Annotated in this window: 18 protein-coding genes; 7 read left to right on the top strand and 11 right to left on the bottom strand. The window is 62.3% G+C overall.

Going from position 1 to position 19,674, the window contains the following annotated elements; genetic code table 11:
• Positions 1-79: 79 nt before the first annotated feature.
• Positions 80-268, top strand: coding sequence for a hypothetical protein (locus tag ACEN42_RS37225; protein ID WP_035499036.1), 189 nt, complete (start codon positions 80-82; stop codon positions 266-268).
• 21 nt (positions 269-289) lie between these two features.
• Complete coding sequence (locus tag ACEN42_RS37220; RefSeq protein WP_371882575.1) at positions 290-601, top strand: Rieske (2Fe-2S) protein; 312 nt, start codon at positions 290-292, stop codon at positions 599-601.
• A 20-nt stretch (positions 602-621) separates the two neighbouring features.
• On the opposite strand, the gene ACEN42_RS37215 is transcribed toward ACEN42_RS37220, so the two are convergent.
• A complete protein-coding gene (locus tag ACEN42_RS37215; protein ID WP_371883198.1) occupies positions 622-1,482 on the bottom strand; it encodes a class I SAM-dependent methyltransferase in 861 nt (286 codons plus the stop codon).
• Positions 1,483-1,655: 173 nt separating this feature from the next.
• Between ACEN42_RS37215 and ACEN42_RS37210 the strand changes: the two genes are divergently transcribed.
• On the top strand, positions 1,656-2,309 hold the full coding sequence (locus tag ACEN42_RS37210) for an isochorismatase family protein (protein WP_371882574.1): 654 nt from the start codon (positions 1,656-1,658) through the stop codon (positions 2,307-2,309).
• Between the two features lie 27 nt (positions 2,310-2,336).
• On the opposite strand, the gene ACEN42_RS37205 is transcribed toward ACEN42_RS37210, so the two are convergent.
• A complete protein-coding gene (locus tag ACEN42_RS37205) occupies positions 2,337-3,245 on the bottom strand; it encodes a LysR family transcriptional regulator (RefSeq protein WP_238289608.1) in 909 nt (302 codons plus the stop codon).
• A gap of 111 nt (positions 3,246-3,356) precedes the next feature.
• On the opposite strand from ACEN42_RS37205, the gene metE reads away from it, so the two are divergent.
• Positions 3,357-5,648 (top strand): 5-methyltetrahydropteroyltriglutamate--homocysteine S-methyltransferase, encoded by a 2,292-nt coding sequence (metE, locus tag ACEN42_RS37200; protein ID WP_371882573.1) that lies wholly within the window; start codon positions 3,357-3,359, stop codon positions 5,646-5,648.
• Positions 5,649-5,701: 53 nt separating this feature from the next.
• Here metE and cobF read toward each other — a convergent pair whose 3' ends face one another.
• Entirely contained in the window at positions 5,702-6,472 is a 771-nt protein-coding gene (gene cobF / locus ACEN42_RS37195; protein WP_371882572.1) for a precorrin-6A synthase (deacetylating), read from the bottom strand.
• 157 nt (positions 6,473-6,629) lie between these two features.
• Here cobF and bfr point away from each other — a divergent pair, with 157 nt between their 5' ends.
• Positions 6,630-7,094 (top strand): bacterioferritin, encoded by a 465-nt coding sequence (gene bfr, locus ACEN42_RS37190; RefSeq protein ID WP_371882571.1) that lies wholly within the window; start codon positions 6,630-6,632, stop codon positions 7,092-7,094.
• 89 nt (positions 7,095-7,183) lie between these two features.
• Here bfr and acnB read toward each other — a convergent pair whose 3' ends face one another.
• Positions 7,184-9,769, bottom strand: a complete 2,586-nt coding sequence (acnB, locus tag ACEN42_RS37185) for a bifunctional aconitate hydratase 2/2-methylisocitrate dehydratase (protein ID WP_187603644.1) — start codon at positions 9,767-9,769, stop codon at positions 7,184-7,186.
• 360 nt (positions 9,770-10,129) lie between these two features.
• Here acnB and ACEN42_RS37180 point away from each other — a divergent pair, with 360 nt between their 5' ends.
• Positions 10,130-11,539 (top strand): MmgE/PrpD family protein, encoded by a 1,410-nt coding sequence (locus tag ACEN42_RS37180; RefSeq protein ID WP_371882570.1) that lies wholly within the window; start codon positions 10,130-10,132, stop codon positions 11,537-11,539.
• A gap of 63 nt (positions 11,540-11,602) precedes the next feature.
• Positions 11,603-13,027 carry an MmgE/PrpD family protein gene (locus tag ACEN42_RS37175; RefSeq protein WP_371882569.1) on the top strand — a complete coding sequence of 475 codons (1,425 nt, stop codon included), beginning with the start codon at positions 11,603-11,605 and terminating at the stop codon, positions 13,025-13,027.
• Positions 13,028-13,071: 44 nt separating this feature from the next.
• Here ACEN42_RS37175 and ACEN42_RS37170 read toward each other — a convergent pair whose 3' ends face one another.
• The 7 genes from ACEN42_RS37170 to ACEN42_RS37140 all read right to left on the bottom strand — a co-directional run bounded on the left by ACEN42_RS37170 (position 13,072) and on the right by ACEN42_RS37140 (position 19,631).
• Positions 13,072-13,845, bottom strand: a complete 774-nt coding sequence (locus ACEN42_RS37170; protein WP_371882568.1) for an enoyl-CoA hydratase/isomerase family protein — start codon at positions 13,843-13,845, stop codon at positions 13,072-13,074.
• A gap of 22 nt (positions 13,846-13,867) precedes the next feature.
• Entirely contained in the window at positions 13,868-14,554 is a 687-nt protein-coding gene (locus ACEN42_RS37165) for a nitroreductase family protein (protein WP_371882567.1), read from the bottom strand.
• Positions 14,555-14,585: 31 nt separating this feature from the next.
• Entirely contained in the window at positions 14,586-15,752 is a 1,167-nt protein-coding gene (locus ACEN42_RS37160) for a CaiB/BaiF CoA transferase family protein (RefSeq protein WP_371882566.1), read from the bottom strand.
• Positions 15,753-15,754: 2 nt separating this feature from the next.
• Complete coding sequence (locus ACEN42_RS37155; protein WP_371882565.1) at positions 15,755-16,993, bottom strand: CaiB/BaiF CoA transferase family protein; 1,239 nt, start codon at positions 16,991-16,993, stop codon at positions 15,755-15,757.
• 66 nt (positions 16,994-17,059) lie between these two features.
• Positions 17,060-18,226 carry an acyl-CoA dehydrogenase family protein gene (locus tag ACEN42_RS37150; RefSeq protein WP_035499048.1) on the bottom strand — a complete coding sequence of 389 codons (1,167 nt, stop codon included), beginning with the start codon at positions 18,224-18,226 and terminating at the stop codon, positions 17,060-17,062.
• 26 nt (positions 18,227-18,252) lie between these two features.
• Positions 18,253-18,714 carry a MaoC family dehydratase gene (locus ACEN42_RS37145; protein WP_371882564.1) on the bottom strand — a complete coding sequence of 154 codons (462 nt, stop codon included), beginning with the start codon at positions 18,712-18,714 and terminating at the stop codon, positions 18,253-18,255.
• Between the two features lie 29 nt (positions 18,715-18,743).
• Positions 18,744-19,631 (bottom strand): CoA ester lyase, encoded by an 888-nt coding sequence (locus tag ACEN42_RS37140; protein ID WP_371882563.1) that lies wholly within the window; start codon positions 19,629-19,631, stop codon positions 18,744-18,746.
• Positions 19,632-19,674: the final 43 nt, after the last annotated feature.

Raw genomic sequence — 19,674 nt, 5'->3', positions numbered from 1 at the left:
TGTCGCGGTCTTGATCGTTCAAGACCGTGCAATCGAACCTTTGTCCGCATTCGGGCATTACTTTGAAGGAGATTCAAGCATGTCCGTCGATGTACAAAACGCCTCGCCGATGAATGGCCCCGCTTCCGTCGAATCGAAATCGGATCTGGATGCGAAGCCCGCGCGACGCCAGGCTTGCGCGCACAACTGGTCGTGGGGACGACAGCACGAACCCTACGACTGGATGGATGCGCACACGCCCTGCGACGATCTGAGCGCGTGGCGTTGAGCACGACTGAGCACGACACACATGACGCACAACATATCGATTGCCGGCGGCACCGACCTCGCGCCCGGCTCGCGCATGCTCGCATTCGTCGAAGGACGTAGCGTCGTGCTCTTCAACGTCGAAGGCGTCGTTCACGCAATCGACAATTCATGTCCGCACAGCGGCGCCTCGCTCGCGAACGGCCGTCTCGACGGTCATGTCCTGCAATGCCCCGCGCACGGCCTGCGCTTCGATATCAGGTCGGGCTGCATGGTCGGCGCGAAGGGTCTGTGTCTGACGAAGCTCTCCGTCGAAACGATCGACGGAGAACTGATGATGCGAACCGGCGATTGATCGCGTGATGCCGTTGATCGCTACGGCTTGACGAATCTGAGCGTCATGCGATCCGACTCTCCGATCGCGGCATAGCGCGAACGGTCGACGTCACCGCCCCTGTAGGTGGGCGGCAGCGACCACACGCCGTGCGGATAGTCCTTCGTATCCTTCGGGTTCGCATTGATCTCGCTGCGCGCGACCAGCACGAAACCGGCCGCCTGTGCATGCTCTATGACGTACGCCTCGGTCACGTAGCCGGAATCGATCATTTGCTGCACGGTCGTGCCGGGTCGCGCGCGATGCTCTTCGACACCCAGCACACCGCCTTGCTTCAGCGCGTCATGGAACGCGCGCAGGTTGGCGTCGAATTGTCCGTCCTTGATCCAGTTGTGGATGTTGCGAAACGTGAGCACGCGGTCGAACCGCTCATGCGCGTCGAAGCCGATGAACCGGCCTGCGTGCAACGTACCGACAACGACGTTGCCATACACCGCCGGAGCGCTCGCGAGCTTGCGCCGATAGGCGGCATCGGTATCGCTGTCCTCGGCGGCGAGATCGGCGGACGTGCTGAGATACTGCGCCTCATAAAGCTGGCCCGCGTCGTGCAGATAGGGCGCGAGAATATCCGTGTACCATCCGCCTCCGGGAGCGATCTCCAGCACCGCCTGGGTCGGACCGAGGTCGAAGAACTGCAACGTCTCCTTTGGATGACGATAGATGTCGCGCGCACGGGCCTTGTCGGTGCGTTGCGATCCGTCGATGGCGGCGTCGAGCGATCTGGAACTCGCTGCCTGCGATTGCGAGCTCAGCGACGAGGACGCGCACCCGGTCAGCGTGAGTGTGAAAACGGTGGCGGCGATCATGATCGCGCGCAACGGGTCGAGGCGGATAGGGTTCATGGAACGAATGAAGTCGTGGATACGCGACACGATACGCGTTTCTTCCATTTTCTGCGGAGTGAGCCGAGGCCAGGCGGCGCTGATTTCCTGTTGAATGATTCGGCACGTTGCCTACACTGTGTTGAATTCGCCGGGGCGATATCGTGCGAACTACACCGTCTGGAGCTCGAACCATGAAATATGATCCGGCCGACACGGCCGTCGTGTTTATCGATCCGCAAATCGACGTGCTCAGCCCGCTCGGGAAAAACTGGGGCGCAGTGGGAGCCAGCGTGACGGAGAACCGAACCGTCGAGAACATGCTGCAAATCTTCAAGGCCGCGAAAGCGGCGCAGTTCGCCGTTTTCATTTCGCCGCATTATTTTTTTCCGACCGATCGTGCATGGAAGTTCAATGGCCCGCTCGAAGCGGACGAGTTCGCAAGCGGCACGTTCGCTCGCGCGGGAGCGCTGAATCTGAGCGGATTCGAGAAATCCGGCGCTGACTGGCTCGACGAATTCAAGCCGTATATCGAGGACGGCGATACCGTCGTCGTAAGTCCGCACAAGGTTTTCGGTCCTCAGACGAATGATCTGACGCTGCAGCTCCGAAAGCGTAATGTGCGCAAGGTCGTGCTGGGCGGCATGCTCGCCAACATGTGTGTCGAGTCGCACTTGCGCGACCTGATCGAGCAGGGCTTCGAAGTGTACGTTGTCGCCGATGCCACGGCGGGGCCGCGTCATCCGACCTGGGGCGACGGCTACAAGGCCGCGATGGTCAACTACGCGTTTCTCGCGCATGCCGTCGTCAAGACCCAGGACGTAGTCGGGGCGATGACGCAACGATAGCCGCGACAGCGGAGGCTTGCTTCGCCGTCACGCCTGGATGCGCGCCTGCGCCCAGTCCGCCTCGCGCGCCAGCGCGATGAACGCCGCAAGGTAATCGATCGACCGATCGGCCTCGCGCACGCCGAGGTAAATCTTCTTCGCGATGCCCTTCTTGCCGAGCTTGACCGGCGTGATGGGCATACGGTCCGCGTATTCTTCCGCGAGCCAGCGCGGCAACGCGGCAACGCCACGCCCGCTCGCGACCATCTGCATCATGATGTCCGTGGTTTCGATCACCTTGTGACGTCTCGGCACCACGTTCGCCGGTGTCAGAAACCGCGTGTAGATGTCCAGCCTGTCCGTCTCGACCGGATAGGTGATGAGCACTTCGGATGCAAGCTGCTCAGGCGTGACATAAGCCGTGGAAGCCAGCGCATGGCTTTCGGCGACGACCAGCACCTGCTCGTAATCGAACACGGGTTCGAATCGCAGTCCGTCCTTCCTGAGCGGATCGGGCGTGACGAGCACGTCGATGTCGAAGCCGAAAAGCGCGCCGATGCCGCCGAACTGGAACCGCTGCTTCACGTCCACATCGACGTCCGGCCAGCGTGCGAGATAAGGCGACACGACCTTCAGCAGCCACTGATAACACGGATGGCACTCCATACCGATGCGCAACGTGCCGCGCTCGCCCTGCGCATACTGCTTCATGCGCACTTCCGCCTGCTCGAACTGCGGCAACATGCGGTTCGCGAGGCCCAGCAGATAATGCCCGGCCTGCGTGAGCCGCATGCTGCGTCCCTCGCGCGTCCAGACCGGCGTCCCCAGTTGCTGCTCCAGCTTCCTGACCGTATGACTCAGGGCGGACTGCGTGAGATTCAGCACGTCGGCGGCGGCGGTCAGCGAGCCCTGCTTTTCGACTTCCCGCACGACCATCAGATGACTGCGTTCCAGCATCGCCCGCTCCATGAAAAAAGTTAATCGATGCATGAAAACAATCCATTTTTATTCATGCATCAAAAATTCTATCATCGTCCATGATTTATTCTCTACGGACGACACCGCACGATGGCTACTGCACACAACCTCGGATTCCCGCGCATCGGCGCGAAGCGTGAACTGAAATTCGCACTCGAAAAATACTGGAAAGGCGAATCCTCGCGCGACGCGCTGAAGGCGACCGGCGCCGGGCTTCGCGCGCGCCACTGGCAAGAGCAGGCGCATCTGGACTACGTGCCCGTCGGCGACTTCGCGTTCTATGACCAGGTGCTCGACATGAGCTTCACGCTCGGCAACCTGCCCGAGCGCGTGCGCGGCTTTCACGGCGATGCGCTGGACAACTATTTCCGCGTCGCGCGTGGCAGTTCGGCGCAGGGCGCGGAAGATCACGCCGCGTGCTGCGGCGGCGTCGCGGCCGGCGAAATGACGAAGTGGTTCGATACGAACTACCACTACATCGTGCCGGAGTTCGAAGCGGACACGCAGTTCAGGCTCGATGCTTCGCGTCTCATCGAACAACTCGGCGAAGCGCGCGCTCAGGGCGTGAACGCGAAGCCCGTCATCATCGGCCCGGTGACGTATCTGTGGCTCGGCAAGGCGAAGGACGACTCCGACAAGCTCGCGCTGCTGCCGCGCCTTCTGCCGGTGTATGCGGCGCTTCTGGACCATTTCGCGGCGCTGGGCGTGGACTGGGTGCAGATCGACGAACCTGCGCTCGTCACCGAACTCGATCCGGCATGGCGCGATGCTTTCGCTACCGCCTACGATGCGCTGTCGGCGCGCCGCGTGCGACTGCTGCTCGCAACCTACTTCGGGCCGTTGCAGGACAACCTCGCGCTCGCATGCGGGCTGCCGGTCGACGGCCTGCATATCGATGCGATCAACGCGCGTGACGAAATCGGAGATGTCGTCGCGCACTTGCCGGAAACCGCGGTCGTGTCCGTGGGTGCGATCAACGGGCGCAACATCTGGAAGAGCGATCTCGGCGCGACGCTCGAATGGCTGGAGCCGCTGCATCGGCGACTCGGAGATCGTCTCTGGATCGCGCCGTCCTGCTCCCTGCTGCATGTTCCGGTCGATCTGAACAGCGAAACCGAGCTCGATGCCGAAATCAAGTCGTGGCTCGCGTTCGCGCTGCAAAAGCTCGATGAGCTGAACGTGTTGGCGGGCGCGTTGAACCAGGGTCGCGCCGTGGTCGCCGATGCGCTCGCCGCGAACGCCGCCGCGATCGAAAGCCGTCGCCGGTCGCCGCGCGTGAACAATCCCACGGTCAAGGCCGCCATCGCGAAGATCGACGCGGCGCTCGGCAAGCGTCAGAGCGCCTACGCGCAACGTGCGAAGAAGCAGGCCGCGATGCTCGGTCTGCCGGCCTTCCCGACGACGACCATCGGTTCGTTCCCGCAGACGGGCGAAATCCGTCACGCACGCAGCCAGTTCAAGGCTGGCGCGCTCGATCACGCAGGCTACAAGGCCGCGATGGAGCGTGAGATCACGCGCGCCGTGAAGGAGCAGGAAGCGCTCGGTCTCGACGTGCTCGTGCATGGCGAAGCCGAGCGCAACGACATGGTCGAATATTTCGGCGAACAGCTCGACGGTTATGCGTTCAGCCGGTTCGGCTGGGTGCAGTCGTACGGCTCGCGCTGCGTGAAGCCGCCGATTCTTTTCGGCGACATCAGCCGCCCCGAGGCGATGACGGTCGAGTGGATCAGGTATGCCGCATCGCAAACGGACAAGCCCATGAAGGGCATGCTCACCGGTCCGGTGACGATCCTGAACTGGTCGTTCGTGCGCGACGATCAACCGCGTTCGGTGTCATGCCATCAGCTCGCGCTCGCGATCCGCGAGGAAGTGCTCGATCTGGAAAAAGCCGGCGTGCGCGTGATTCAGATCGACGAAGCGGCGCTGCGCGAAGGCCTGCCGCTGCGCCGCTCGCAGTGGAAGGAGTATCTGCGCTGGGCGGTCGAATCGTTCCGCATCACGGCCAACGGCGTGCGCGACGAAACGCAGATCCACACGCACATGTGCTATTCGGAGTTCAACGACATCATCGCGTCGATCGCGGATATGGATGCCGATGTCATCACCATCGAAACGTCGCGCTCCGACATGGAACTGCTCGACGCGTTCGATGACTTCGACTATCCGAACCAGATCGGGCCGGGCGTGTACGACATTCACTCGCCGAACATCCCGAGCCAGGAGCACATCGTCAATCTGATGAAGAAAGCGGCGGAGCGCATTCCCGCCGAGCGCCTCTGGGTGAATCCGGATTGCGGCCTGAAGACGCGTCAATGGGATGAGGTCATCCCGGCGCTGAAGAACATGGTCGCGGCGGCACGGACGCTCCGGCAACTGGCCTGATCGCCGGACGCGGATCGAACTTCACTGCCATCCTCGGATGGCAGTTTTCGTTTTCAGTCTTTTGGTTGCGTGCGGCGCTTCAGGAGATACGTGTCCATGATCCAGCCGTTGCGCTCGCGTGCTTCGGCGCGTACCCGCTCGATATCGTCCATCACTTCATGCAGCTTGCCGGCCATGAGGATTTCGTCGTCGGTGCCCACATAGGCGCCCCAGAATATATCGACATCTTCATCCGCGACCTGCCGGAACGCGTTCTGTGCGTCGAGCATCACGACCACACTATCGACGTTCTTCGAAAAGCCTTCCGCGATTCCTCGGCCGTTCGTGATCTCGACGGCGCGCCCGATCGTGTTGAGTGCGACCCGATGTTTCGCCGCGAGCGCCTGAACGCTGCTGATGCCGGGAATCACTTCATACTCGAACTCGTGCCGCCCGCTCCGGTCGATGGCTTCGATGATGCGCATCGTGCTGTCGTAGAGCGACGGATCGCCCCACACGAGAAATGCGCCGCATTCGCCATCACGCAGTTCTTCTTCGATCAGACGCTCGAATACGGCCTGCTTCTCGTGATTCAGCGTTTCGACTGCATCGAGATAGCTCGCGACGTCCCGCCGACGCTCAGGGCTCGTTGCCTCGACGATCCGATAATCGCGGTCCTTCACGTATCGCTCGACGATCTCCTTGCGCAACTCGACGAGCTTCGCTTTCGATGCGCCCTTGTCCATCACGAAGAAAACGTCGACCCGGTTCATCGCGTTGATCGCCTGAACGGTGACGTACTCCGGATTGCCCGCGCCGATCCCGATGATGAGGATTTTCTTCACTGATTGCTCCAGATTGCCGTGTATCCGCAAGATACTATCCTCACGTCGCGATGAGATGAAAAAAAACAGGGGAGCCGTTCGGAACGGCTCGCATTCGCGGCGTATTCGCAGCCGTCGTCTATCCTTCATCTAACCGTCCAGCGAGGAAGGAGGCATCATGCAATCCGACCCAAAGGTCATTCAGTATCTGAATGCCGAATTGAAGAACGAATTGACCGCCATCAATCAATACTTCCTGCATGCGCGGCTCTACAAGCACTGGGGTTTCGAAGGACTCGGTAAGCACGAATACGACGAGTCGATCGAAGAGATGAAGCACGCGGACAGACTGATCGAGCGAATTTTCATGCTAGACGGATTGCCGAATTTGCAGGATCTCGACAAGCTGCTCATTGGCGAAGATGTGCTGGAAGTGCTTCAGTGCGACCTGAAACTAGAGCAATCCGCGCAGGCGAAGTGCCGGGAGGCGATCGTCTATTGCGAATCGGTAAAGGACTTCGTGTCGCGAGAGATTTTTGTCGATATTCTGGACGACACTGAAGAGCATATCGACTGGCTCGAGATTCAGATCGGCCTCGTCGATAAGGTCGGAATCGCAAATTACCAGCAATCAGCGATGTAGCCACAACAAAAAAGGCGCCGCAGACTGAATGCCCGCGGCGCCCCTGCCCTTCACTACGACGAGAACAACACGCCGTAGCTCAATAGCGCTTACATCTTCACTGTGTCGGCCACTTCCCTGAAGTCTTCGATCTGATCGAAGTTCATGTACTTGTAGATCTTGTCGCCGTCAGCTTCGAGCACGCCCATGTCGGCCATGTACTCCGCCTTGCTCGGAATCTTGCCCAGACGCGAGCAGATCGCGGCCAGTTCCGCCGAGCCGAGATACACGTTCGTATTCTTGCCGAGACGATTCGGGAAGTTGCGAGTCGAGGTCGACATGACCGTCGCGCCTTCGCGCACCTGTGCCTGATTGCCCATGCACAGCGAGCAGCCCGGCATTTCGGTACGAGCACCGGCCGTACCGAACACGCCGTAATGGCCTTCCTCGGTCAACTGCTTCTGGTCCATCTTGGTCGGCGGGGCCACCCACAGCTTGACCGGGATGTCGCGCTTGCCTTCCAGCAGCTTCGACGCGGCACGGAAGTGGCCGATGTTCGTCATGCACGAGCCGATGAACACTTCGTCGATCTTGGCGCCGGCCACGTCGGACAGCGTCTTCACGTCGTCCGGATCGTTCGGGCACGCCACGATAGGCTCGTGGATGTCGGCGAGATCGATCTCGATGACGGCCGCGTACTCGGCGTCCGCATCCGGCGACAGCAATTGCGGGTCGGCGAGCCACTGCTCCATTCCCGTGATACGGCGCTGCAGGCTGCGCGGGTCCTGGTAGCCCTGGGCGATCATCCACTTCAGCAGCGTGATGTTGCTGTTGAGGTATTCGATGATCGGTTCCTTGTTCAGATGGACCGTGCAACCGGCGGCCGAGCGCTCGGCGGAAGCATCCGACAACTCGAATGCCTGCTCGACCTTCAACTCGGGCAGACCTTCGATTTCAAGGATGCGGCCCGAGAAAATGTTCTTCTTGCCCTGCTTCGCGACCGTCAGCATGCCTTGCTTGATGGCGTAGAGCGGGATCGCGTTGACCAGATCGCGCAGGGTCACGCCCGGCTGCATCTTGCCCTTGAAGCGGACCAGCACCGATTCCGGCATGTCCAGCGGCATCGTGCCGGTAGCCGCGGCAAAGGCGACGAGGCCCGAGCCGGCCGGGAAGCTGATGCCGATCGGGAAACGCGTATGCGAGTCGCCGCCGGTGCCGACGGTGTCAGGCAAGAGCATGCGGTTCAGCCACGAGTGGATCACGCCGTCGCCGGGGCGCAGCGCGATGCCGCCACGGGTGCTGATGAAGTTCGGCAGGGTCTGGTGCGTCTTGACGTCCACCGGCTTCGGATACGCCGCCGTGTGGCAGAACGACTGCATCACGAGATCGGCCGAGAAGCCGAGGCACGCCAGGTCCTTCAGTTCGTCGCGGGTCATGGGGCCCGTGGTGTCCTGCGAGCCGACCGAGGTCATCTTCGGTTCGCAGTAGGTGCCGGGGCGCACGCCCTGGCCTTCCGGCAGACCGCAGGCGCGGCCGACCATCTTCTGAGCCAGCGAGAAGCCCTTGCCGCTGTCGGCCGGCTGCTGCGGCAGGCGGAACAGCGTCGACGCGGGCAGACCCAGCGCTTCGCGTGCCTTGGCGGTCAGTCCGCGACCGATGATCAGCGGAATGCGGCCGCCGGCGCGCACTTCATCGAACAGGACGTCGGACTTGACCTGAAACTCGGCGATCACTTCGCCGTTCTTCAGCGCACGGCCTTCGTACGGGCGCAGTTCGACCACGTCGCCCATTTCCATCTTCGACACGTCGAGTTCGATCGGCAAGGCGCCGGCGTCTTCCATCGTGTTGTAGAAGATCGGCGCGATCTTGCCGCCGAGGCACACGCCGCCGAAGCGCTTGTTGGGGACGAAGGGGATGTCCTCACCCGTGAACCACAGCACCGAATTGGTGGCCGACTTGCGCGAGGAACCGGTGCCGACCACGTCGCCCACATACGCGACCAGATGACCCTTTTCCTTCAGCGACTCGATGAACTTGACCGGGCCACGCTTGCCGTCTTCTTCCGGCGTGATGCCGGGACGCGCGTTCTTCAGCATCGCGAGCGCGTGCATGGGAATGTCCGGGCGGGTGGTCGCGTCCGGGGCGGGCGAGAGGTCGTCGGTGTTGGTTTCGCCCGTCACCTTGAACACGGTGATGGTCAGGCTTTGCGGCACTTCCGGGCGGCTCGTGAACCACTCGGCGTCGGCCCAGCTCTGGATCACGGCGCGTGCGTTCGCGTTGCCCTTGTCGGCAAGTTCCTTGACGTCGTGGAACTGATCGAACATCAGGAGCGTTTTCTTCAGCGCATCGGCGGCGACGGTGCCGACTTCGGCATCGGACAGCAGTTCGATCAGCGGCTCGATGTTATAGCCGCCCAGCATCGTGCCGAGCAGTTCGGTGGCGCGGGCGCGCGAGATCAGCGCGCAGGCCGTCTCGCCTTTCGCGACGGCGGCCAGGAAGCCCGCCTTCACACGGGCGGCTTCGTCCACGCCGGCGGGCACGCGATGGGTGATCAGGTCGAGCAGGATCTGCTCTTCGCCGGCGGGCGGATTGGTCAGCAGTTCGACCAGTTCGGCGGTCTGTTGAGCCGTCAGCGGCAGAGGAGGAATGCCGAGCGCGGCGCGTGCGGCTACGTGAGCGCGAAAGTTTTCAAGCATGGGGGACCGTTGGTATTGCGTTTCAGGGAAAGGCTTTTCAGCCACACCGAGGCTGTTCCGGGCGCTGCTTTTATCGCCATTGTAATCGAGACGGATTACCTCGTCAAATGTCTTATGTCTTATGTCTTATATAAGACTTAGTCGCCCGGGTCTGCGATGAGTCGATAGACGCCTTGTCAGAGTACGGAACGTTCACGCCCGACGCATTGCCCCATCCCGCGCCGACACGTTATACATCGTGACAAACCAAATCCGGAATCACGCCGCGACGATTCGCGCACTTTCACCTAACTAATCGTAGTTAATAGAGACGACGCCGAAGCAGCAAATCACACAAAGCAAAAGAATGGAGACTTCGATATGACCAGATTCGCGCCGCAGGGAGTCGAAGACCCGATGGCCACGCTGTGCCGGATGGCGCTGGAGACGCAATACGCCGACCTGCCGGCCGACGTGATCCGTCACGTCAAGCACACCCTGCTCGATGCGATGGGCGTGACCATCGGCGGATCCGCGATGGAAGGCATCCCCGCTGTCGTGTCGCTCGTGAAGGAGCGCGGCGGCAATCCGCAAACGCCGCTGCCCTTCTACGGCGGCCGCGTGCCGGCCAGCGAAGCCGCACTGGCGATGGGCCCGATGCCGCGCGCGATGGACTGCGGCGATCTGCACGAAGAGGCTGGCCACATCACCGAATACGTGGTGCCGACGCTGCTTGCTGCGACCGGCCTTTGCGGCCCGGTGTCGGGCAAGGCGTTTTTGGCGGCGATGGCCGTCGGTCAGGAAACGCTCGTGCGGCTGGGCACGGCCTATAAGGTCATCAATCGCGCAATCAAGCACCACGAATGCGGCGGCCACTACATCTTTGGCGCCGTGGCCGCGGTCGGCAAACTCATAGGGCTGACGCAGGAGGAACTGGAAAACGCGCAGGGCATCGCGCGCACCATGACGCAACCCAACACCATGGGCATCTACTCGCCCGCCACGCTGATGGTGCGCATGCATCACGGGCTGGTGAGCCAGGCAGCGATTACCTGTTGTCAGTTGGCTCAACGCGGCATCACCGGGCCGCGTGCCGAGGTGCTGCTCGGTCCCAAAGGCTTTTTCTCCACGGCGCGCTGGCAGACCGATCCCGACTTCATTCTCAAGGATCTGGGCGAACATTGGGAGATGGAAAACATCATCACCAAGGGCTACAGCGCGTGCTATTTCTCGCATTCGTCCATCGACGCCATCCGCGAGTCGATGAAGGAAAGCGAATTCGGCGCGAGCGATATTGCGAGCATTCACATCGAGACCTCCACGCCGGGCTGGCGCGCCGTGTGCGAGCCGCAGGAGAAGAAGTGGAATCCGGTCACGGTGCCCGAGTGCCAGTTCAGCCTGCCCTATGTCGTCGCCATAGCCGCATTCGACGACAAGGTGTTCCTCGAGTCGTACAGCGACGAGGCTCGTTCCCGGCCCGAAGTGCGCGAGTTGATGACGCGCATCACCGCCGAAGAGAATCCCGACGTGTCCGATTGGGGTGCACGTCTGACCGTCAGGCTGCGCGACGGCCGCGAGCTGATGGAAGAATGCATCTACGTGAAGGGACATCCCAGGAATCCGTTCACTCCGGACGATTTCATCGCCAAATTCAGGCTATGCGTGCCTTATTCGGCGATACCGCTTGCCCGGCGAACCGTGGACAACATGATCCGCGACATTCTGCAATTCGACGAAGTGGACGACGTGGTCAAAGTTCTTCTCGACCCGCTGGCACCGAACCAGACCTGACTTCGACCGGCACCTGCACGGCCTGCTCGAACCTGCTTTCATAACTTCCAAGGAGACACTGCCATGACCGCCACACAGCAAGCACAATCCTCGGTGCCATCCAATTGCCCTCCGCTGGAACAGGCGGTGGTGCAGTTCATCCAGGACCTGAAATACGAGCACATCGACGCGCACGCACACGCCGGCATCAACCGGCTGATGCGCGACCAGCTCGCAGTGCAGATCGGCATTTCGAAGATGCCGTGGTCCGGGCAATTGCTCAAGTACGCGACGAGCCAGCAGCGACCGGGCACGAGCCGCGTGAGCGCCTCGACGTTGACGATGAGCGCCATGGACGCCGCCTTCGTCAACGGTTCCTACGGACATGGATTCGAATACGACGACGCACACGGTCCCAGCTACAGCCATCCGGGCAGTTGCGTGATCCCGGCTGCATTGGCCATCGGCGAGGAACTCGGTTCTTCGCTGGAGGAAGTGATCACCGCGATGGTCGCGGGCTACGAAGTCTACGCGCGCATCGGCCTGCTGGCCTCGCCGGACCTGCTGCAGCGCGGCTTTCATCCGCACGGCACGCTGTCGAACTTCGGTGCCGCGGCGGTCGCCGCCAAACTTCGCGGCTTCGATGCCGAAACGACCCTTCAAGCGCTGGCGATCGCACTGAGCCATGTCTCCGGCACGACCGAATACACCTCCACCGGCGGTTCCATCAAGCGCATCCACGCTGGCATCGGCACGCGCAACGGCATCGTCGCCGCCGACATGGCCCGAGCCGGCATCACGGGACCGCGCGCGTTCCTCAGCGGAAATAAGGGCTTCTTCCGCACCTTTCTGCAACGTCCGGCGGGCGATGGCTCCGAACAGCGCTTCGCTTTGGATCGGCCTTTCGAGATCGCTACCGTCTGGCTCAAGGCCTATTGTGCGTGTTACTGCACGCATGCCTACATCGACGCGCTGCGTCCGTTTTCAGCGCGTCGTGACGAGATTGCCGATGTGCATCTGAAGATCTCGCCTCATTTCAATGTCGTCGTCGGCACGGCCAACGCCAATGCGTACGAGCCCAGGAACATCGAGCATGTGCAGTTCAGCCTGCCGATTCAGGCTGCCTTCACGCTGCTCGGCAATGGCAATGGCTATCCGGTCCACCGGGACTACCTCGCCGGCAAGGTCGACATGACGCCCGTGATCGACATGGCGCGCAGCGTCCGCATCACCCAGGAACCGGCGCTGGAGCGAGATTACCCGGGCAAGTTCGTCGCCGATGTGACGGTCACTTTCAGGAACGGCGCCTCCGAGCATGTATTCGTGGAAGACCCGATCGGCACCGACAAGAATCCGATGCCCGAGCAGGAGCAGGACGCGAAGTTCATGGAACTCACCGGCGATGTGCTGGGCGCGGATCGTGCCGGGAAGCTGCTCGCCGCATTGCGTGCGATGGACCCGCGCATGAAAGCCGCGGAGCTGATGATCCTGTGCGCCACGGAGCGTTGAGGAGAGCCAGCGCGACGCGCGAGGCGTCGCGCTGGCGGCATGCATCAGTTCCCGCCGTTGCCGCCGAAGCCATGCACACCCGCCTCCAGCGACGGCGACTGCGTTCGATAGCAATGCTGCATCCAGCGCTCGTAGCGCAGGCCATCGGAGAGCGGCAGTTCCATCGCGCGGCGCGCCATCTGCTTCATCGAAGTCAGCGCGAGCGCATCGGCCTGAGCGATTTCCTGCGCCAGTTGCAGCGTGGCGCTTTCCAGTTGCAGAGATGGAACGGCCAACGCGGCCAGACCCATGTCCGCGGCCTCGCGGCCCGTCATGCGCCGGCCCGTGACGAGGTAGTACATAGCCCGCTGCAAGCCCAGCTTGCGCGGCAGCCGCTGAGAGCTGCCGCCGCTTGGAAGCAGGCTGCGGCGGATATGTTCGTCGCCGAGTTGTGCGGCTTCATCGGCGATCATCAGGTCGCAGGCGAGCGCCAGTTCGAAGCCGCCCGCGAGCGCGTAGCCGTTGATGCTGGCCAGCACGATCTGCGGTGCGGACTCCAGGCGCTCGTAGGTGTCCTGCATCAGGTCCTGGTGACGCATATGCGCGGCGCGGTCGGCCAGCACCCCGCTTGCGAGCCATTTGAGGTCGTTGCCCGCGCAGAACGCGCGGCCGCTGCCCCGGATCACGAGCACCTTGATCTCGCCGGCCGCAGCGATACTGTCGCACACCGCGTCGTTGAGATGCTGCAAGGTGGGTCCGTCGAGTGCGTTCATGCGCTCGACGCGATTCAGGGTGAGGCGGCGCACGTGCGGCGCGGGGTGGTCGATCAGCAATGCCACGATGTTCCCCTTTTCCATTCGCTCAGGCGAAGCGCACCAGATCGTCGACGCCAGCGCGCGTGGTGCGAAACTGGTTGACGGGGTGCCCGGTCTGCGCAAAGCCGAACGAGATACCGCAAATCATGTGCTGGGTGTCGGGAATGCCGAAATACTCGCGCACGAAATGCGCGTGACGAGCGAGCGCCCCTTGCGGCGTCGTGGCCACACCGTGAGCGTAGGCTGCGAGCAGAAACGAGGAGACGAAGCCGCCTGCATCCACGAGCGCATACGGACCCAGTTCGGCAGGCACGGTGATGATGGCCACATGCGGCGCATCGAACATGCGGAAATTGCGAAATGCCTGCTGCGCACTGCGTTCGGCATCCCTGGGGCCGATGCCGAGCGACGTATAGAGCGCGATGCCCGCCCCGCGCCGACGTTCGCCATAAATGCCCTTGTAACCGGGCGGAAACGGCAGATCGGATTCGGTTTGCGGATGGCTGAACGCGCGCTCCATCAGCGCCTCGCGGAAGCGCTCCGTGCTTTCCAGCGTTTCGGTGATGACGAGTTGCCACGGTTGCACGTTGCACCACGAGGCCGAGCGGCTCGCCATGCCGACGATGCTGCGTATCAGTTCTGCATCGAGCGCCTTGTGCTCGTATGCGCGGCACGTGGAGCGGCCGCTCGTGAGTCGATCGAGAGCGGTGAGATCGGAAGTATGCGATTTCATTTCGATAAGCCAGTTGCCTGTTCCAAAGCCCTCAGATGAAGGTGTCGCGCGCGCGCAATGCGTCGATGCGCTCATTGGGCAGCCAGCCGCGCAGCGCGTCGATGGCGTTGTCCGTGCTCGATGCCGCCGGCGGCTCGGGCGGCGCGGCGGGCGTGCGCGAAAAGCGCGGGCCGGGCGCCGGGTGCATCACGCCGTCGAGGTCGATGAACGTGCCGCGCGCCTTGATGTGCGGATGGCTCGATGCTTCGTCGAAGTCGAGCACCGGCGCGAGGCAGACATCCATTTCGCCGAACCGCCGCGCCCACTCGTCGCGCGTATGTTCCCTGAACCTCGCGGCCAGCACCTCTTTGGCCGCCGGCCATTGCGCGCGGTCCATCTGCTTTTGCAGCAGCGGATGATCCTGTAGCTCCAGCTTTTCAAGCAGGAGCCTGTAGAACTTGCCTTCGATCGGCGCGACGCTGACGTACTTTCCATCGGCGCACTCATACACCTCGTAGAAGTGCGCGCCGGTGTCGAGCAGATTGGTGCCGCGTTCCTTGCCAAGCATACCTGCCGCGTGCAGACCCATCGTCACCGTCATGATGGAGGCCACGCCGTCCACCATCGCGGCGTCCACGACCTGGCCCTTGCCGGAACCGCGTGCCTCGATGATGCCCGCGAGCAGTCCGAACGCCAGATACAACGAGCCGCCCGCATAGTCGCCCAGCACGTTGAGCGGCGGCGTGGGCGCCTGCCCCGCGCGACCCATCGCATGCAGCGCGCCGGTGATGGAGATGTAGTTCAGATCGTGCCCGGCCACCTGCGAAAGAGGGCCGTCCTGCCCCCAGCCGGTCACGCGGCCATACACGAGACGCGGATTGCGCGTGAGACACGTATCGGGGCCCAGACCCAGCCGCTCCATCACGCCGGGGCGAAAGCCTTCGATAAGCGCGTCGGCCTGATCGATCAGTTCGAGCACCATCTCGACGGCGTCCGGGTCTTTCAGATCGACGCGGATGGACTTGCGGTTGCGCAGCCCCAGATCGAACTGCACGGGACGCGGCGCACCGAGGCCCGAAGGCTCCTTGCGGTCCACACGGATGACCGTGGCGCCGAGATCGGCCAGAAACATCGCGGCCAGCGGACCGGGACCGATGCCCGCGATCTCGACGACCTTGACGCCCGCGAGCGGTCCTCCCCGGGAAGATGCGGCGGACATGATCAGATCACTCCTTCGTCGCGCAATTGCCGCAGCCGATCATCCGGCAGCTTCAGCAGATCCCGATAGATCTCTTCGTTGGATGCGCCGAGCTCCTGCGCCGGCTGATCGAACTGCACCGGCGTTTGCGAGAAACGGATAGGCAGGCCCATGCCCATCGCGTCGACATCGGCGAGGCCGGGATGTTCGAGCTTCACAACCGCGCCGCGCTCCTGCAACACCGGATCCTTGAGCACATCGAGCGGCGAACGCACCGGGGCCGCGGGCACGCCGCGCTTTTCCTGAAGTTCGCGTATCACTTCTTCCGTGCTGTGCTGCCGCGTCCATTCCTCGATGGTCGCGTTGATTTCGGTCGCGTGCTTCATGCGCGGACCGCGCGTCGCGTAGCGCGGATCTACGGCCATTTCGGGCTTGCCGATAGCCTCCATAAGATTGCGGAACCAGTCGGGCTGGAACGCCACCATGGCCACGTGGCCGTCGCGCGTGCCGTACACGCCGAACGGCACGAGGCGATCCTGAAAGTTGCCCGAGCGCTTCGGATAGCCGTTCGCGAAGAACACATCGAAGTGCTCCTCGGCCACCATCGAGGACAGACAGTCGAGCATGGAGACCTGCACCAGTTGCCCCTCGCCCGTCCTGCCGCGATGAATGAGCGCCGCGAGGATGCCATTGACGGCGTAGAGCGGCGCGACGAGATCGGCGATAGGCAGGCCCCAGCGCGTGGGCGGCCCATCGGCGAGACCGGTTACGTCCATGATGCCGGAGAGCGCCTGCACGATGATGTCCATCCCCTTGAGATTGGGGTAAGGGCTCGGTTCACCGAATGCCTTGATCGATGCGTAGACGATTTTCGGATTGGCCTTGCGCACGCTTTCATAGCCCACGCCCAGGCGCGCCGTCACGCCCTCGCTCGCGTTTTCGATGACGACGTCGCATTCCTTCACCAGTTCCATGAAGAGCGCGAGGCCCTGCTCCGACTTCAGATCGAGCGTAATGCTCTTCTTGTTGCGCGCACGATTGAGGATGGTCAGCGACACATCTTCCTCGTGCCTGACGCCGAAGTGGACGCCTTCCCTGCCCACATAGGGCGGATTATTGCGCGCGATATCGCCGCCGCCGGGCGACTCGACGCGAATGACTTCGGCGCCCAGACCACCCAGCAACAGCGATCCATAGGGCCCGGCCAGCGCCACGGTCAGATCGAGAACGCGAATACCCTGCAAGGGTCTTGTAGCTGACATGCTTGTCTCCTGAAGCAGCCGCCAATCCAGCCATTGACGGCCGCCAGTCGTATTGAACCGCCGTGCCTAGTAGGACTTCGGCAAGTCAAGCTTACGCTCCGCGATATTCGACAGGATAAGCTGCGGCGTGACCGGCGCGATGTAGCCGATCCACGCTTCCCGCATGAAGCGCTCGACGTGATACTCCTTCGCATAGCCGAAGCCTCCATGCGTGAGGATCGAGGTCTGACATGCATTCATGCAAGCCTCGGATGCCAGCAGCTTCGCTGCGTTCGCTTCGGAGCCGCAGGACAGGCCCTTGTCGTAGAGATCAGCGGCGGCAAAGATCATGTGATTCGCCGCTTCCAGTTCCGCCCAGTTGCGCGCCAGCGGATGCTGAACGCCCTGGTTTTTGCCGATGGGCCGGCCGAACACCACGCGTTCCTTCGCATATTGCGTCGCGAGCTTGAGCACCGCGCGGCCGATGCCGATCTGCTCGGCGGCAACCAAAACGCGCTCGGCATTCATGCCGTGAAATATATAGCTCAGGCCCTTGCCTTCCTCACCGATCAGCGCGTCCTTCGACACCGGCAGGTTGTCGATGAAGAGCTCGTTCGTATCGACGGCGGCGCGGCCGAGCTTGTCGATCTCCCGAATATCGACGTAATCGCGGTCGAGCTTCGTGTAGAACAGGCTCAGCCCTTCGCTGTGCTTCTTCACCTGTTCGATCGGCGTGGTGCGCGCGAGGATCAACATGTGATCGGCGACCTGCGCGGTCGAGATGAATACCTTCTTGCCCGAGATGAGATAGTTCCCGTCGGCCTGCTTCTTCGCCGTCACTTTGAGCTTGGTGGTATCGAGACCCGTATCGGGCTCGGTCACGGCGAAACACGCCTTGTTCTCGCCACGCGCGAAAGGCGGCAGCCAGGCTTTCTTCTGCGCTTCCGTGCCGAAATGCACGACCGGCTGCAAGCCGAAGATGTTCATGTGGATGGTGGACGCCGCTGCCTGCCCGCCGCACTCGGCGACCGCGCGCATGAAGAGCGCCGCTTCCGTCACGCCCAGATTCGCGCCGCCCACATCCTCCGGCATGCAGATGCCGAGCCATCCGCCACTCGCGACGGCGTCGAAGAACTCGTGCGGAAACTCGTGATTCTTGTCCTTGTTGCGCCAGTATTCGAGCGGAAAGTCCGTACAGATCTTCTGGGCTGCATCGACGATGGCATGCTGATCCGCGCTGAGTTGGTAGTCCATGGCCTAGTCCTTCTCCAAGTATGAAATCAGGCCTTTTCGGCGGGACGCAGCATCATCAGGCCGGTGCGAAGAGCGGTGCAGACGATCTCGTCGCGCTGATTGCGGGCAATGTGCCTGAAGGTCACGATGCCCGAGTCCTTGCGGCTTTTCGACAGACGCGTCTCGACGATCTCGGTCTCGACGCGGACCGTATCGCCATGAAAAGTAGGCGTGGGGAAGGCGATTTCGCCGAAGCCAAGGTTGCCGAGTGTGGTGCCCAGCGTCGTTTCATACACGGTGATACCGGCCAGCAGCGCCAGCAGAAACATGCTGTTCACGAGACGCTGGCCGTACATGGTGTTCTTGCTGTATTCGGCATCGATATGCAGCGGCGCACAGTTGTACGTCATGGCCGAGAACAGGATGTTGTCGGTCTCGGTCACGGTGCGGCGGATGGCATGTTCGATCACCATGCCGGGCTTGAATTGTTCGAAGTAAAGGCCAGCCATGTGTCTGTCTCCTGAGATTCGGTGAGCAATCAGCCGTTGAACGACTGTGCGAGTTCGATGATTTCGCGCGCCGTCTTGGCATGAGCAATGTCGATGTGTTCACCGTCGTAGATGCACGATGCGCGGCCTTCGGCCTGGGCTTTGTCGAGTGCGTCGATCATCCCTCGATAGAACGCCACCTCTTCCTCGGCAGGGCTATAGGTCCGGTTGACGATCTCGACGTTGGAGGGATGCAGCACCAGTTCTCCGCTCATGCCCAGTTGCCGGTCGTTGGCCGACGACACCTTGAGCCCGTCGAGGTCGTGCACCTGTTGCCAGACGCCGCCGATCGGCAGCTTGCCCGCAGCGCGCGCGGCCATGACGATGCGTGACTTGAGGTATTGGGTCTCGCGGCCGTCCAGCGACCAGACGGTCTTTAGCGCACGGGCCACGTCGGCGTTCTTGGCCGTTGCGCCCACGATGGCGGGCACGCGTTCATGCTGGGCGATCTCGTACGCCAGTTGCAGCGAGCGCGCCGTTTCCAGTAGCGGAATCACCTTCGTATGACCCACTTCCACGCCGGCACGGAACTCGGCCTCGGCCAGCATCGATGAAACGGTATGAATGTCTTCCGGGCCGCAAGGCTTGGAGATCACGATGCCTTCGACCACGGGACTGACGATAGCCAGGATGTCCTCGAAGTCGTACAGATGCGCGCTGCGGTTGATGCGCACCCACACACGCTGTTTCTGCTCCGCCAGCCACGTCAACTTCGACCTGACGATCTCGCGTGCTTCGGCCTTCTGCGCGGGCGGCACGCTGTCCTCCAGATCCAGGATCAGCGCATCGGCTCTGGAATTGATGGACTTTTCGATCCACGTCGGCTTGTTGCCCGGAACGAAGAGGAAGGAGCGTATGGGTTTCATCTGGGTGGTCATCACTGTCTCGGTCTGTAAATTTACCTAACGATTGCTAGTTAGT

Source organism: Caballeronia sp. S22 (assembly GCF_964261745.1).
GTDB lineage: Bacteria > Pseudomonadota > Gammaproteobacteria > Burkholderiales > Burkholderiaceae > Caballeronia > Caballeronia jiangsuensis.
Note: the sequence above shows the minus strand (reverse complement) of the source record. Positions and strands in the feature narration are given on the sequence as shown.